Here is a 13808-nt window from a genome sequence, read left to right as displayed (position 1 = left end):
CTACGTTCGCAAGGATCGCCCATGCCAGTGCACAAGGTGCTCGTCGTCGGTGGCGGCATCACCGGAAGCGTGTTGTCTCTCGCGCTCGCCCAGCGTGGCGCGGAGGTCGAGCTCGTCGAGATATCACCCCAGTGGTTCGGCGTCGGCCACGGCATCACCGTTCAGGGGAACGCGCTCAAGGCGCTGCGCTCCGTGGGCGTACTGGACCGGGTCCTCGCCCGTGCCGTGCCGTTCGACCAGATGCGGCTCCGCCGCGCGGACGGCGAGCTGATCACCGAGCTGGCAACGCCGCACACCGGCGGCGACGACCTGCCGTCCACAGCGGGCGCGCTGCGCTCGGACCTGCAGGACGCACTGTGCGACGCGGTGTACGCGCATGGCGTGCAGGTGCGGCTCGGGCTGAGCGTCGCCTCGCTCGACCAGTCCCCGGGCCACGTGGACGTGACGTTCACCGACGGCTCCGCCGCCCGCTACGACCTCGTGGTGGGCGCCGACGGCATCAACTCTCAGATGCGCGCGATGATCGGCATCACCACCAAGCCGAAACCGGTCGGCATGTCGATCTTCCGCGTGGTCGCCGACCGTCCCGCCGAGATGGACTGCGCGGAGGTGTACTACGGCGGCCCGCGCTACAAGGCCGGGTACAGCCCGATCTCGGCCGACGAGTGCTACGCGTACCTCCTCGACGAGAACCTGGACGCCTCGCTGGTGGGCCCGCGCGCCCCGCTGTCGCTGCTGCGCGAGCGCGGCGCCGGATACGGCGGCACCTGGGGCAAGATCCTGGCCTCGCTGCCGGACGACACGGCCGTGGACTACCGCTGGATCGAGGCGATCCTCGTCGACGAGCCCTGGCACCGCGGCCGGGCCATGGTGATCGGCGACGCGGCCCACGCCTGCCCGCCACTGATCGCCCAGGGCGCGGCGATGTGTGCGGAGGACGCGGTGGTCCTGGCCGAGATGGTCACCGGGGACACGCCGGTCGAGCAGGCACTGGAGGCGTTCATGGCCCGGCGGCTGCCGCGTGTGCGGGTCGTCCTGGAGAACTCGCTGCAGCTCGCCGACTGGGAGATCCGCCCCGGCACACCCGGCGCCGACCCCGGCCGCATCATGTCCGACACGCTCTCGTTCCTGACGGCAGCGGCATGAGCGTGCCCGTCGTCGACTTCCACGGTCATCTGGCAGTCCCGGCGGCCGATGCGCTGTGCGCGGGCACGCCGGGCTTCGCCGCCGAACTGACTGCGGAACAACGTGCCCACTCGCCTGAGTCGCTGGCCATCAATCGCAGTCAACTCGACCGCCTCGAAGCCAAGTTGACGGATGTCAGCGCCCGGCTCGCGGACCTCGATGCGATGGGCGTGGACGTCCAGGTGGTCGGCCCGATGCCGATGCACCACTACTGGGCCGACGCCGACCTTGCCGTACGCCTCGCCCGTACCGTCAACGGGGCGGTCGCCGCGCACTGCGCCGAGGCGCCCGAGCGGTTGTACGGCCTCGGCACGGTCCCGCTGCAGCACCCCGATCTCGCCGTCGCCCTTCTCGACAGGGCCATGACCGAGTACGGACTGTACGGGATCAGCGTCTCCACGACCGTGGCGGGCCGGGAACTGGCCGACCCTGTCCACGACCCGGTGTGGGCCAAGGCCGAGGAGCTGGGCGCGGTTGTGTTCGTGCACCCATGGGGCTGCTCGCTCGGGGAGCGGCTGGCCACCCGCTATCTCGGCAACACCGTGGGCCAGCCCGTCGAGACCACCGTGGCGCTCTCTCATCTGATCTTCACCGGGGTGTTCGACCGTTTCCCGGGCTTGAAGCTGGTGGCCTCGCACGGCTGCGGCTATCTGCCCACCTACATCGGCCGCTCCGACCACGCCTGGCGGGTCCGGGATGACGCGCGCGGGTGCGCCGAGCCACCGAGTGCGTATCTGAAGCGCCTGTGGTTCGACGCGCTCGTCTACACCCCGCGTGCGCTGCGCCATCTGATCGAGGAGGTGGGCGCGGACCGGGTGGTCCTCGGCACCGACTACCCCTTCGACATGGGCGTGGACGACCCGGTGGCGCGCCTCGACGCGGCCGGGCTCGCCCCGGCCGACCGGGCCGCCGTCGCCGGGGGCAACGCCCTCGACCTCCTCCTGAAAGGACGTGCCCGATGAAGCCCGAGCCACTCGGCCCCATTGAGGAGGCGCTCGCCAAGGCCCGTGCCGCGTACCGGAACTGGGGCCGCTGGGGCGAGGACGACGTCCTCGGAACGCTCAACCATATCGACGACGCCAAGCGCGCCCACGCGGCGAGTCTGGTCCACCGTGGCCGCGCCTTCTCGCTGTCCCAGGAGTTCAACGAGGACGGCCCGCAGCGCGGCTTCCGCGGGCGCATCAACCCCGTCCACTACATGAAGGACACGGGCTCGGACGCGGCCGCCGAGTCGCAGGGCTTCCCGCACGGCTTCGGCGGCGCCGACGACCACATCGTCATGCCGCTGCAAGCCTCCACCCAGTGGGACGGCCTCGGCCACATCTTCGACAACAAGCAGGCCTGGAACGGCCGCCCCTGCACCATCGTGAACGGCAACGGCGACTCGGTCACCGGCATCGAGCACATGGCGGACGTGTTCACCGGGCGCGGCGTGCTACTGGACGTGGGCCGCGCGCTCGGCGACGAGCACGGCGAGCTCGCCGACGGCTTCGCCATCCGCGAGGAGCACCTGCGCACCACGCTCGAGGCCCAGGGCGCCACCTCGACGGTGCGCCGCGGCGACCTGGTCCTCCTCCGCACCGGCCAGCTCGGACGTGTACGCCGCCTCGGGACTTGGGGCGGATACGCGGCCGGCCACGCCCCGGGCCTGTCCTTCACCACGCTCGGCTGGCTGCACCGCACCGAGATCGCCGCGATCGCCTCCGACACCTGGGGCCTGGAGGTGCGGCCGTACGAGTTCGCCGAACCCGCCATGTCGCCGCTGCACCAGATCGCCATCCCCAACATGGGTCTTCCGCTCGGAGAGATGTGGGACCTCGAGGAGCTTGCCGAGGACTGCGCGGCGGACAGCGTGTACGAGTTTCTCCTGGTGGCGGCGCCCTTGCCGGTGACCGGCGCGGTGGGCGCCCCCGTCAACCCGATCGCGATCAAGTGAGTACCCACAGCATGAACACGAACCGATTCTCCGGCACCCTTCACCTCCCCGGCGACCAGGACTTCGACGAGGCCTGCTTCGGCCGCGTCTTCAACGCCCGCCTGCCCGCCGACCGCACGCCCGCGGCCGTACTGAAGGCCGCCACCGAACAGGACGTCGTCGAAGGCGTTCGGCTGGCGATCGAGCGCGGCTGGCGAGTCGCCGTACGCTCCGGCGGCCACAGCTGGGCCGCCTGGTCGGTCCGCGACGAGGCCCTGCTGATCGACCTCGGCGGCTTCCGTGAGATGTCGTACGACGAGACCACCGGCATCGTCTCGGCCACTCCGAGCGTGAAGGGCGGCGACGAGCTCAATCCGTATCTCGGACAGTTCGGGCGCTTCTTCAACGGCGGGCACTGCCCGTCCGTCGGCATCGGCGGCTTTCTGCTCCAGGGTGGGCAGGGCTGGAACGCGCGGGGCTGGGGCTGGGCAGCGGAGAACATCACCGCCCTCGACGTCGTCACCGCCGAGGGCGAGCTGGTGCGCGCCGACGAGACGCACCACAGCGACCTGTTCTGGGCGGCGCGCGGCGCGGGCCCCGGCTTCTTCGGCGTGGTGACCCGCTTCCATCTGCGTACGCGGCCCCTGCCGAAGCACCTGGCGCACACCGTGCACGGGTACCCGCTGGACCTCTTCGACGAGGTCATGACCTGGCTGCACGAGACGCACCACAGGATCTCCGATCTGGTGGAGATCGTCGCGCTGACGCAGACGCCGCCGGACCACGACGAACCCGTACTGCTGGTGACGGGCGTCTCGATGACCGACACCCCCGAACAGGCCGCCGAGGCGCTGGCTCCGCTGCACGCCAATCCGTACGCGGACCGGGCGCTCTTCCGCGTCGAGGCGCAGCCGACCACCCTCGCCGAGCAGCTCGAAGGGCAGCACGCGGCCAACCCCGAAGGCCACCGCTATCTCGTCGACAACGCCTGGCTGACCGGGCCCGCGCACGAGGTCGTCCCCGCGATCCGCAAGGCTTTCACCGACCACCCCACACGGCGGACCTTCACCATCTGGTTCTCGATGGCGCCGCTGCGCGAGCTCCCGGACATGGCCTTCTCGCTGCAGTCGGAGATCTACTGCGCCACGTACGTGATCCACGACGAGCCGGAGCGTGACGGCGAGCTGCGTGCGTGGCTGGACGAGGCCATGGCGGAAATGCAGCCCGTCACCGTGGGCCAGTACCTCGGCGACTCCGACTTCACCGTGCGGCAGCTGAAGTTCATGGGCGATGAGCACTGGCGGCGGCTTCAGGAGATACACGCGGTGCGCGACCCCAAGGGCCTGTTCGCGGGCCATCTGAGCGCCGGCACCGTCACGAACACCAACCACTGGGAGCAGTGAGCGATGCGTTTCGCGACGTACGAGTACGAGGGCGCGGAGCGCGCCGGGGTCATGCGTGACGGAGTGATCCATCCGCTGCCCGAGGGCGTCACGGTGCTGTCGTTGATCGAGCAGGAGACCCTGCATGAGGCGGGGGGCGAGGCGCTTGCGCGCGCCAGTGACCTGCGAGTGGATCAAGTGCGCCTGCTGCCCCCGCTGAAGCCGCCGTCCATCCGGGACTTCGTCGGCTTCGAGGCGCACATCGAGGGTGTGTCCAAGTCCCTGGACGGTCTCGAGCACGTGCCCGAGGAGTGGTACCGGGCGCCGAACTTCTACTTCACCAATCCGCACGCGGCGTACGGCGCGCACGACGACGTGCCGGTCCCGGCCGGCTGCTCAGTCCTCGACTTCGAGTTGGAGGTCGGCGCGGTCATCGGCCGATCAGGCCGAGACCTCACGCCCAAGCAGGCCCGCGGCCACATCGTCGGCTATCTGGTCTTCAACGACTGGTCTGCGCGCGATCTGCAGAAGCCGGAGAAGAACCTTGGCCTTGGCTTCTCCAAGGGCAAGGACTTCGCGAACACGCTCGGCCCGTATCTGGTCACGGCGGACGAGGTGGAGGATCGCCGGGATCGGGATGGCTTCCTCGACCTGGAGATGACCGTCACCCTGAACGGTGAGCTCATCGGCCGGGACACCCTCGCCAACGTCTCCTGGACCTTCGAGGAGATGATCGCCTACGCCAGCCGGGACGCCTGGGTGCACCCCGGTGACATCCTCGGCCCGGGCACCTGCGGCTGGGGAGCGCTGGCCGAGTTCTGGGGACGGGTGGGCGAGCGGACCCCGCCGCCGCTGCAGCCCGGCGATACGGTGACGCTCACCGTGGAATGCCTCGGCAGCCTCTCCAACCTCATCGTCCCCGGGCGTGCCGACGCCTATCTGCCGCGCGCCAGGAAGCGGGGCAGGACCCCTCGCCCGTAACAGCGTCCCACCGCCACATCTGTCAATGGACTGTGCGGTCCACTGCGCCGCACACTCCATTGACCTGCCCGTATGCCTTCCCCCGGATGCCTTGCATCGCATCTTCCTGAGATTCCTGAGAATCGGCATATGGGGCTTCCTCAGCCGCAAACCCGTCATTACGCTCTCGTTTCACCGATGCTTCAATGACGTGGCCAGAAGGGGACATCCGTGGGTCTCGGAGCAATCGACCTGAATCTTCTGGTGGCGCTGGAAGCACTGCTGGAGGAGAAGAACGTCACGCACGCCGGTGTCCGGCTCTCCACCAGTCAGTCCGCGATGAGCGGATCGCTCGCCCGGCTGCGCCGCCACTTCAACGACGAGCTGCTCGTCCGCGTGGGCCGCGAGTACGAGCTGACGCCGCTCGCGGAGCGGCTGCTGCCCGTCGTGCAGGCCTCGCTGTACAAGGCGGAGGAGGCCATGTCGCTGACGCGCCGCTTCGAGCCGGAGCGCAGCCGGCAGCGCTTCTCCGTGGTGATGTCGGACTACCTGATGACGGTGTTCCTGGAGCCTCTGTTGCGGGCCATCGCCGAGCAGGCGCCCGACGTACGCATCGACTTCCATCCCCTCGTCTACGGTCAGCCGGAGACAGAGACGCATCTGCGCTGCCACGACCTGATGATGGTGCCGCTCGGCTACCAGCTGCCGGGCATCAGCGAGGCGGTGATGCACGACCGCTTCGTGTGCATCGTCGACCCCGACAACCCGCGGCTGAAGGACGGCCTGCTCACCCTGCGCGACCTGGCCGAGATGCCGCACGCCGCGTCGGCCTTCGGCAAGAGCCTGACCCCCGCCGACCGCCAGCTGGAGACCCTCGGCATCACTCCGCGGGTGCAGGTCAGCGCGCCGGGCTTCAGCGTGCTGCCGTTCCTGGTGGGTGGCACCGACCTGGTGGCGATGGTGCCGGAACGGCTGGCCCGCAGGTACGAGGGCTTCGCGCGCTGTGCCGTCGTACCGACCCCCTTCCCCGACGTACCGCTGGTGGAGGCCATGTACTGGCACAACAACCGGCACTCGGACCCGGCACACCGCTGGCTGCGGGAGACGGTCCGCAAGGTGGGCGCGTCGCTGGACGAGCCGGCCGCGTCGTCGGCGGCAGCCGCCGCAGCGAATGGCAGTACGGCGATTCCCGCCACAGATGCCAGCCATGGCGACCACGCGTTTCCGCCGCTGGTCACCGCTTCCTAGCGTGGTCGGGAGTGACCTTCACGCCTGAGTCACTCCCGAACCACAGCCGCAGGAGGAAGCCGTGAGCCGTACGCGACTGGCAGGCCGCACCGTCGTCATCACCGAGGCCGCCCAGGGCCAGGGGGCGGCGGAGGTGGAGGCGGCAGCCCGCTAAAGAGGATGGTCAGGCGTCGGCCGGCGCCGGTTTCCTCGGCCAGCTGGGGGTGGCGCCCTTCCGCGCGAGACGCCTGGTCATGAGGGTGATGGCGGCCCAGGTGATGAGGGTCTCGGAGTGCTGGATGAGCCGTTCGTAGTCCCTCGCGTGACGGCGGGCGTGCATCATCCGCCCCCCGAGACTCGTGGTCGGGCCTGTGGTCGGGGCATCTGGTGTTCAGTTGCGGCGCTTGAACAGCGCTGTGAGAAGACCTGGGGGCTGTCGGGACACGTCTGTCCGGCAGTCGGGGCAGTGGCGGCCGTCCTCAGGTGGGACGTCGTTGTAGCGGAGGCCGGGTTGCCCCGTGCGGGGCTGCCCGCACCGCTCGCACGGTTCCGGCTCGGGTGGTGCGGGGCGACGCGCGGCGGGCAGCTTCGGCGCCGTCCAGGACGTGCCGGCCGAAGCGGTAGCGGACGGTCGCGGAGACGGGCATGGCGCGGGGGACGACGGGGCGGGGGTCGATGCCCCGGGCCCGGTCGGCAGCGAGCCGTCCGGCGCTGCCGCCCAGGAGGCGCTGGACGGTGGCAGGCGGGACCGCGGCGAGCGCGCCGATGTAGTGGATGCCGTACTCGCGCAGCACAGCGGCCTGCCGGGGGCCGATGCCGTGCAGGGCCTCCACGGGCAGCTGGGCGAGCCAGTCCACGGTGTGGGCGGCGTCGACGGCGAGGACGCCGCCGGAGCCGGCGATCTGAGCGGAGGCGGTAGCCGCGACCGTGCCGACGGCCCGATGCCGACGCGGACGTCGACTCCGAGACGGGAGAGCGTGCGCACCCGCAGGACCTCCCCCAGGCGGTGAGGGTCCGTGCCGTAGTACGGCAGAGCGCCCTTGAGTTCCACCAGCGCCGCGGTGGGCGACAGCGCCTGCACCACCGGCGACAGCTCCGCCAGCTGCTCCAGCACCTGCCGGTAAGCCTGCTCCGGCAGCCGCTCCGGGCCACGCACATGCATCACCACACCCGGCCCACGGCCCGGCACCCACGTACTCATTGTCCTGTGCCACTGAAGATTGAGCGTGTGTCATCGAAATCTGAGCGGCCTGTGTCACTCGTGGTCGCCGAGGGGCGGTCACGAGTGCCCCAGGTCGACGACCAGATCGCATCGGGAAGCGGCGGCGCTCTGTCGCATCGCCAGGTGCCGGAGTGCCAAGGGCTCATTCAGCCCACTTCCCGAGCCGCTCGGCCAGGAAGGCGATGATCTCGTTCCGGGCCTGCATGGTGGGGTGACCGTCCTGGTCGACGAGGTGTGCCGTGACGACGCTGTGGGCGCAACCGACGACGTCACGGAAGAAGGGCGGAGGGTTCGTGTTCGCCGTCTCGGCTTTGAGTACGCGGCCGTCGAATGCGTCCCCGAGCAGCGCTCGGTAAGCCGCGAACCGCTGACCAGTGCACCACCTGTCGTTGTCGAAGCGGTAGGCGAGAACCTTCAATCCCTCTCGCGCTACGCGTTCAGCCACGGCAGCAGCGTCTTCGTCGCTGATCTCCAGACCGCCGGGATCGTCCAGCGGAAGCGACGGATGGTTGACCACTGGTGCGATGACAGCCGGTTCGAGCGCCATGGTCAAGGCGAAGTTGCCGGTAAAACACAGACCGACGGCGCCGACGCCAGGCCCGCCACGCTCGGCGTGCGCCAGGCGGGCGAGGCCGCGCAGCCATGTGACGACGGGGCTGGTGCCGCCACCGGCGAAGGCTCGGAACTCGGCGCTGACGCAGGCGCGTCGAACGACGGTCTCGCGTGCCTCGGCGAGCGGATAGGCACCGTCGACGCCGAAAAGAGAGGGCAGGTACACGGAGAAGCCGGCATCACGCACCCACCGCGCGAACCGCGCGACGTCGGGGCTGATACCCGGCATCTCGGGCATGAGGATGACTGCCGGTCCTGACCCGGCAACGTACACGGTCTTGTCGACGTCATCGACGCTGACGGCTCTCCGTGAGAAGTCGTCCAAGGGGTCGCTTTGTCCTCGCATGATTGTCATGACCGAGATGATGACGAGCGGCCGCCCTTCTGAGAAGCGGCGGCATCGCCACGTATCACGGTAATATCGCCACCCGTTCGAAGGTGCCGGAGGGGCCGCATGAGTCCGCTGCGCGTTGGTGTGCTGGCCTACCCCGGCTGCTTCGCGTCGGAGGTATTCGGCGTCCCTGACCTCCTGGCAATGGCAACTCACGTCGCCGCGGCGCAAGGGTCGGTTCAGCCGGCCTACGAGGCGTCGGTCATCTCGCCCCGGCGTCGTGTGATCGCGGCCGGCGGCTCGGTCCTCGACGTCTCGGCGGTTCGCCCGGTGGACGTCCTGATCGTGCCGGGATTCGAGCTTTCGCCCACGCTCGATCTCGACGCGACACTCGCAAACCTGGGACCGGAAGCAGCGTCGATTCGATCGCAGGCGGCCTCGGGGACCGCTGTCGTATCGATTTGCGTGGGCGCCTTCCTGGTCGCTGAAGCCGGGCTGCTCGACGGGCGCCAAGCGACAACGTCCTGGTTGTTCGCGGATCGGTTCGCCCGCCGGTACGCCGACGTGCGCCTCTGCCCGGAGAGCTTGGTCGTGACCGACCGGGGGGTGACGACCACAGCGGCCTTCAGTGCCATGTACGACTTCGCCCTGCAGTTCATCCGCGAGCACGACGGCCCCCGCGTCGCCCGTAGCACCGCGCGTATCGCGCTTGTTGATGATGCGCGTTCCACGCAGGCTCCCTATGTCGACGCGGGGCTCATACCTACTGTGGGCAGGGAGTTCTCGCTCAGCGTCAAGCGGTGGCTCGACCAGAACCTCAGTGCTCGCTATGACCTGCCCACCCTTGCCCAGGAGTTCCACGTAAGCACGAGAACCATGCTCCGCCGCTTCGGCGACGAAGCCGGCGAGACGCCACTCGCGTACCTGCAGACGGTCCGGGTGCGTCGAGCCAGACACCTGTTGGAGACGACCGACAGGACCGTCGCGAGCATCGCCGCCAACGTCGGGTACAGCGACCCTGGGGCGTTCAGCGGCATCTTTGCCAGACATACGGGCCAGCGGCCAAGGGAGTACCGCGCGATATTCCATCGTCGCTGCGACCACCGCGGGTCAACCCGACGAACGGAGACTTGAGACCCGCCCGCGACGGCAACAGGCCCCCTCAAGGCCGGGCCAAAGCGCACTGGTTGGTCGACCAGAGCGGGGCTAGCGTTCTTGGCCCAGAGTGTGATGTCGGCGGCAGTGTCGGGGGCGTTGACCTGGCCGAGCCAGACGAGCCGGGCCCCAGCTTTGCGGCCTTCGGCGGAGGGCTGGATGGCGGTGCCGTTGGCGCGCTCTCAGGGGTCCAGGCAGTCGGTCCGCCGGGCCATCTCGACACCGGCCAGCCAAGTACGCGAGTCGGTGAGCTGCGCTTCGTGGTCCAGTCGCGAGACTTCGGCCGCGGTGCCGCAGCAGCCCCGGCCCACGGTGACGGTGGACCGGGGCCTCCCCCTGCCTACGCGGCGGGGGCAGCCCGTCGGGTGCGCCTGGCACTGGGCTGTCCCGGTGTCAGCGCGCTTCCAGGCCGCGTCGCGCAGCAGACACAGGCCGTTGTGTTCCGGTCCGTCAGGTCTGCGTCGTCGGTCAGCGGGGCGGTGCTTCGACGCCTGTCATGGCGAGGGCCGCCGGGGGGAGCCGGTCGCCGTGGATGGTGATGTTCGCGACGGCGGCGTTCAGTTCCTGGAGTTCGTCGGGGCTGAAGCGGACTTCTTCGGCGCCGATGTTCTCCAGGAGGTGGGAGAGCCTGGTGGTGCTGGGGATCGGTACGATCCACGGCTTCTGGGCCAGCAGCCAGGCGAGGTCGATCTGGCCAGGCGTGGCACCCTTGCGCACTGCCCACTCCTGGAGCAGCTGCACCAGCGGCATGTTGGCGGCCAGATTCTCGCGGCTGTTGCGGGGGAACACGGGCCGGACGTCGCCCTCCGCGAACTGGAAGTACGGACTCATCGCGCCGGTGGTGAAGCCCATGCCCAGCGGTGCCCAGCATACGAAGCCGATGCCGAGTTCCTCGCAGAGCGGCAGGACGTTCTCCTCCGGTCCGCGCCACAGCGTGGAGTACTCGTTCTGGATCGCGGTGAGGGGCTGGACCCCGTGGGCCCGGCGGACGGTCTGCAGGCCCGGCTCGGAGAGGCCCCAGTGCAGCACCTTGCCCTGGGCCATGAGGTCCTTCACGGTGTCCGCGACGTCCTCGATCGGGACGGTGGGATCGACCCGGTGCTGGTAGAGCAGGTCGATGTGGTCCGTCCGCAGGCGCTTCAGCATGGCGTCGACGACTCGGCGGATGTGGTCCGGGCGGCTGTTCAGGCCGGTTACGGCCCCCGTGTCCGGGTTCATGTCCCAGCCGAACTTGGTTGCGATCACCACCTTGTCGCGGACGGGCCTAAGGGCCTCGCCGACAATCCGCTCCGACTCGAACGGCCCGTACGCCTCGGCCGTGTCGAAGAACGTCACCCCCTGGTCAACCGCTGTCCGGATGAGGGTGACCATGTCCTTGCGGCTGGTGACGGGGCCGTAGAGGTTGCCCGGCATGGTCTGGGTGCCCAGGCCGATGCTGGAGACCTTCAGAGAACCGAGCCTGCGGCGACCGGACTGAGTGATAGCCGCGTTCACCTGATCACGACGGCCTACGGAGCCCCGGGCCCCCGTGGCGGACGATGCCGCCTGCGCCTGCGCCGACGCGGCCACCACCGAGGCGGCAGCCAGACCGGCTGCGCCCATCAGGAAGCCGCGACGGCCGCGGTCGGTCGGATTGCTGTTCGGCATGCTGTCCTGTTCATGCATGGGTCACGTCTTTCGTGATCGTCAGTGGAGAGCACCCTCGGTGGGTCACCGAGGGTGACGAAGAAGCGGACATCGCCGCCTTGTCGGCCGCGTCCGGGCCGTACGGCACTGCGATGCGGTGGTTGTGTCGGGCGGCCGAGATCTGTAACCGCTCAGGCCAGACGCTCCGGAACCCGGTGGGAGCTGCCGGGCGTCGCAGAGCGGGCCAGGTCGTGGACTATGCCTGCCGTGAAGCCAGTTCGACGACGGTGATGTCGGATGGCGCACCCACGCGCACGGGCGGGCCCCAGGCGCCGGCGCCGCGGCTCACGTACAGCTGGGTGTCGCCGTAGCGTTCCAGGCCGGCGACCGTGGGGTTCGCCAGTCCGGCGAGGAGGCTTCCGGGCCAGAGCTGGCCGCCGTCGGTGTGGCCGGAGAGCTGGAGGTCGACGCCGTGGCGTACGGCGTCGTCGATGACGACGGGCTGGTGGGCGAGGAGGACGGCGGCGCGGGAACGGTCGCGGTCGCCGAGGGCCTTGCCGAAGTCCGGTCCCTGGCCTTCTGCTTCGCCTTGGACGTCGTCGACGCCGGCCAGGTCGAAGCCGGGCAGTTCCATGCGGGCGTTCTCCAGCGGACGCAGCCCCAGCTCCCGTACCTTCTCGATCCACGGCTCGGCACCGGAGATGTACTCGTGGTTGCCCGTGACGAAGAACGAGCCGTGCCGTGCCCGGAGTCGGGCGAGTGGTTCGACAGCCGGAGCGAGGTTGTCGACGCTGCCGTCCACCAGGTCGCCGACGCGGGCGATGAGGTCGGTCTGGGTCGCGTTGATGGTGTCGACGACCCGCTGGGTAAAGCCACGGCCCAGGATCGGGCCGACGTGGATGTCGCTGACCACGGCGATGCGGAACCCATGCGCGCTGCGCGGGAGTTTGGCCAGCGGAACCGTGACACGCTTGACCTTCGGCCCGCGCAGGACACCGTACGTGCCGTAGCCCACGGTTCCGGCGGCGACGGCCGCGGCGGCGCCGCCCACGGCCCGGGAGACGAAGAGACGGCGTGACGGGCCGGCGGGGGCGGCGTCGGACGACCGTGTCGGCGATGGCGCGGGCCGGGGGTCCAGTACGGTGACTGGCCCGGCAGTGTCTCGCACGACGTCGGAATCGCCGCGACGCGCCGTCCCGGACGTCGACTCGCCAGCTGAGACGAGTTCCTCCGCGCCGGAGTCACTTGCTTGCGCTTGCGCGGGCTGCGCCGCGGGCACAGTCTGCCGCCGCGGATCTGCCCCGGTGTCCCGACGCCTGAGCCACCACTGCAGTGCAGGCCGGACGGCCTCACCGGCCAGTAGCGCGAGCAGCAGGTACAGGAACCGTGCCGTCCACAAGTACCCGGGCCAGGCCAGGATCCGCTGCACAAGGAAGGGGACGCTTTTGCCCTCTGCACTCATGGCACCCACCGACAGCAGGGGCCCGGCCACGAAGACGACGCTTCCTGCTCGCCGGAGGCGCGAACCCTTGAGCGTGGTGTCCCGTATGAGTCGGCGCCACACGTACCAGTGGAGTGCGCCGAACAGCGCCAGCACGGCGGCACTGACGAGCGCGAATACGACGACCACGACCTTGCGCAGCCCTTCCTTTGAGATGCATGCCGGCTCATGAGCCGGCATGCGCTGAGACACCGCCGGGCCGGATGAACCCTTGAGCGCCGGGTACTGCTGTCCCACTGGCCGTACCCGGCAGGGAGGCGGACGAAGGCGTGCCTACGGACTCCGCGGAGCCGGTCGGCGAAAGGGAGAAGGCGTTCTCAGCCGAGGCGGTACCCGCCGACGGCGCTGACCGTCTGCGGGTCGCGGTGGTCGAAGACGATGCTTGCGCCGGTGTCCATCGCGGCGATGCGGTCCATCTCGTCGCCGGTCAGCTCGAAGTCGAAGACCGCGATGTTCTCGGCCATGCGCTCCGGTCGCGTGGACTTGGGGATCACCACGACACCGCGCTGGGTCAGCCAGCGCAGTACCACCTGGGCCACGGACTTGCCGTGCGCCTCACCGATGGCGCTCAGCGTCGGGTCACTGAAGATGTTGTTGCGGCCTTCGGCCAGCGGGCCCCACGATTCGATCTGCACGCCGCGCTCGGCCATGAGGGCCTGGTCGTCGGCGCGCTGGAAGTACGGGTGGGTCTC

General features: G+C 69.7%; 12 protein-coding genes and 1 pseudogene. 7 read left to right on the top strand and 6 right to left on the bottom strand.

Annotation, left to right across the window (positions count from 1 at the left end; all coding sequences use genetic code 11):
- The first annotated feature begins 21 nt into the window (after positions 1 to 21).
- The 6 genes from ABT114_RS45385 to ABT114_RS45360 all read left to right on the top strand — a co-directional run bounded on the left by ABT114_RS45385 (position 22) and on the right by ABT114_RS45360 (position 6690).
- Positions 22 to 1146, top strand: a complete 1125-nt coding sequence (locus ABT114_RS45385) for an FAD-dependent monooxygenase (RefSeq protein WP_351151773.1) — start codon at positions 22 to 24, stop codon at positions 1144 to 1146.
- On the top strand, positions 1143 to 2147 hold the full coding sequence (locus tag ABT114_RS45380) for an amidohydrolase family protein (protein WP_351151771.1): 1005 nt from the start codon (positions 1143 to 1145) through the stop codon (positions 2145 to 2147). Before ABT114_RS45385 ends, ABT114_RS45380 begins: the two co-directional genes overlap by 4 nt.
- Entirely contained in the window at positions 2144 to 3121 is a 978-nt protein-coding gene (locus tag ABT114_RS45375; protein WP_351151768.1) for a cyclase family protein, read from the top strand. Before ABT114_RS45380 ends, ABT114_RS45375 begins: the two co-directional genes overlap by 4 nt.
- An 11-nt stretch (positions 3122 to 3132) precedes the next feature.
- Positions 3133 to 4503, top strand: coding sequence for an FAD-binding oxidoreductase (locus ABT114_RS45370; RefSeq protein WP_351151765.1), 1371 nt, complete (start codon positions 3133 to 3135; stop codon positions 4501 to 4503).
- Positions 4504 to 4506: 3 nt separating this feature from the next.
- A complete protein-coding gene (locus ABT114_RS45365; RefSeq protein ID WP_351151762.1) occupies positions 4507 to 5463 on the top strand; it encodes a fumarylacetoacetate hydrolase family protein in 957 nt (318 codons plus the stop codon).
- 210 nt (positions 5464 to 5673) lie between these two features.
- Positions 5674 to 6690 (top strand): LysR family transcriptional regulator, encoded by a 1017-nt coding sequence (locus ABT114_RS45360; protein WP_351151759.1) that lies wholly within the window; start codon positions 5674 to 5676, stop codon positions 6688 to 6690.
- 166 nt (positions 6691 to 6856) lie between these two features.
- Here ABT114_RS45360 and ABT114_RS45355 read toward each other — a convergent pair.
- The 3 genes and pseudogenes from ABT114_RS45355 to ABT114_RS45345 form a co-directional block, all read right to left on the bottom strand.
- Positions 6857 to 7012, bottom strand: a pseudogene (locus ABT114_RS45355) (IS5-like element IS4811 family transposase); the annotation flags it as partial.
- A gap of 136 nt (positions 7013 to 7148) precedes the next feature.
- Positions 7149 to 7526 (bottom strand): hypothetical protein, encoded by a 378-nt coding sequence (locus tag ABT114_RS45350; RefSeq protein WP_351151756.1) that lies wholly within the window; start codon positions 7524 to 7526, stop codon positions 7149 to 7151.
- A 507-nt stretch (positions 7527 to 8033) separates the two neighbouring features.
- Positions 8034 to 8849 carry a dienelactone hydrolase family protein gene (locus ABT114_RS45345; RefSeq protein WP_351151927.1) on the bottom strand — a complete coding sequence of 272 codons (816 nt, stop codon included), beginning with the start codon at positions 8847 to 8849 and terminating at the stop codon, positions 8034 to 8036.
- Positions 8850 to 8957: 108 nt separating this feature from the next.
- On the opposite strand from ABT114_RS45345, the gene ABT114_RS45340 reads away from it, so the two are divergent.
- Positions 8958 to 9968, top strand: coding sequence for a GlxA family transcriptional regulator (locus tag ABT114_RS45340; protein WP_351151753.1), 1011 nt, complete (start codon positions 8958 to 8960; stop codon positions 9966 to 9968).
- A gap of 489 nt (positions 9969 to 10457) precedes the next feature.
- Here ABT114_RS45340 and ABT114_RS45335 read toward each other — a convergent pair whose 3' ends face one another.
- The 3 genes from ABT114_RS45335 to ABT114_RS45325 all read right to left on the bottom strand — a co-directional run.
- Entirely contained in the window at positions 10458 to 11654 is a 1197-nt protein-coding gene (locus tag ABT114_RS45335) for an aldo/keto reductase (RefSeq protein WP_351151750.1), read from the bottom strand.
- 217 nt (positions 11655 to 11871) lie between these two features.
- Entirely contained in the window at positions 11872 to 13296 is a 1425-nt protein-coding gene (locus ABT114_RS45330) for a metallophosphoesterase (protein ID WP_351151748.1), read from the bottom strand.
- Positions 13297 to 13433: 137 nt separating this feature from the next.
- On the bottom strand, positions 13434 to 13808 hold a 375-nt coding region (locus tag ABT114_RS45325; protein ID WP_351151745.1), incomplete at its 5' end, for an aldo/keto reductase.

The organism is Streptomyces sp. NPDC002088, from assembly GCF_040296605.1.
GTDB lineage: Bacteria > Actinomycetota > Actinomycetes > Streptomycetales > Streptomycetaceae > Streptomyces.
The sequence above is the reverse complement of the archived record's forward strand: the minus strand, read 5'-3'. Positions and strand labels throughout refer to the sequence as shown.

Bases quoted from the DNA above. Each gene is read 5' to 3' on its own strand.
- ABT114_RS45385 (WP_351151773.1), top strand. From the start codon at position 22: ATGCCAGTGCACAAGGTGCTCGTCGTCGGTGGCGGCATCACCGGAAGC.
- ABT114_RS45380 (WP_351151771.1), top strand. From the start codon at position 1,143: ATGAGCGTGCCCGTCGTCGACTTCCACGGTCATCTGGCAGTCCCGGCG.
- ABT114_RS45375 (WP_351151768.1), top strand. From the start codon at position 2,144: ATGAAGCCCGAGCCACTCGGCCCCATTGAGGAGGCGCTCGCCAAGGCC.
- ABT114_RS45370 (WP_351151765.1), top strand. From the start codon at position 3,133: ATGAACACGAACCGATTCTCCGGCACCCTTCACCTCCCCGGCGACCAG.
- ABT114_RS45365 (WP_351151762.1), top strand. From the start codon at position 4,507: ATGCGTTTCGCGACGTACGAGTACGAGGGCGCGGAGCGCGCCGGGGTC.
- ABT114_RS45345 (WP_351151927.1), bottom strand. From the start codon at position 8,849: ATGCGAGGACAAAGCGACCCCTTGGACGACTTCTCACGGAGAGCCGTC.
- ABT114_RS45340 (WP_351151753.1), top strand. From the start codon at position 8,958: ATGAGTCCGCTGCGCGTTGGTGTGCTGGCCTACCCCGGCTGCTTCGCG.
- ABT114_RS45335 (WP_351151750.1), bottom strand. From the start codon at position 11,654: ATGCATGAACAGGACAGCATGCCGAACAGCAATCCGACCGACCGCGGC.
- ABT114_RS45330 (WP_351151748.1), bottom strand. From the start codon at position 13,296: ATGCCGGCTCATGAGCCGGCATGCATCTCAAAGGAAGGGCTGCGCAAG.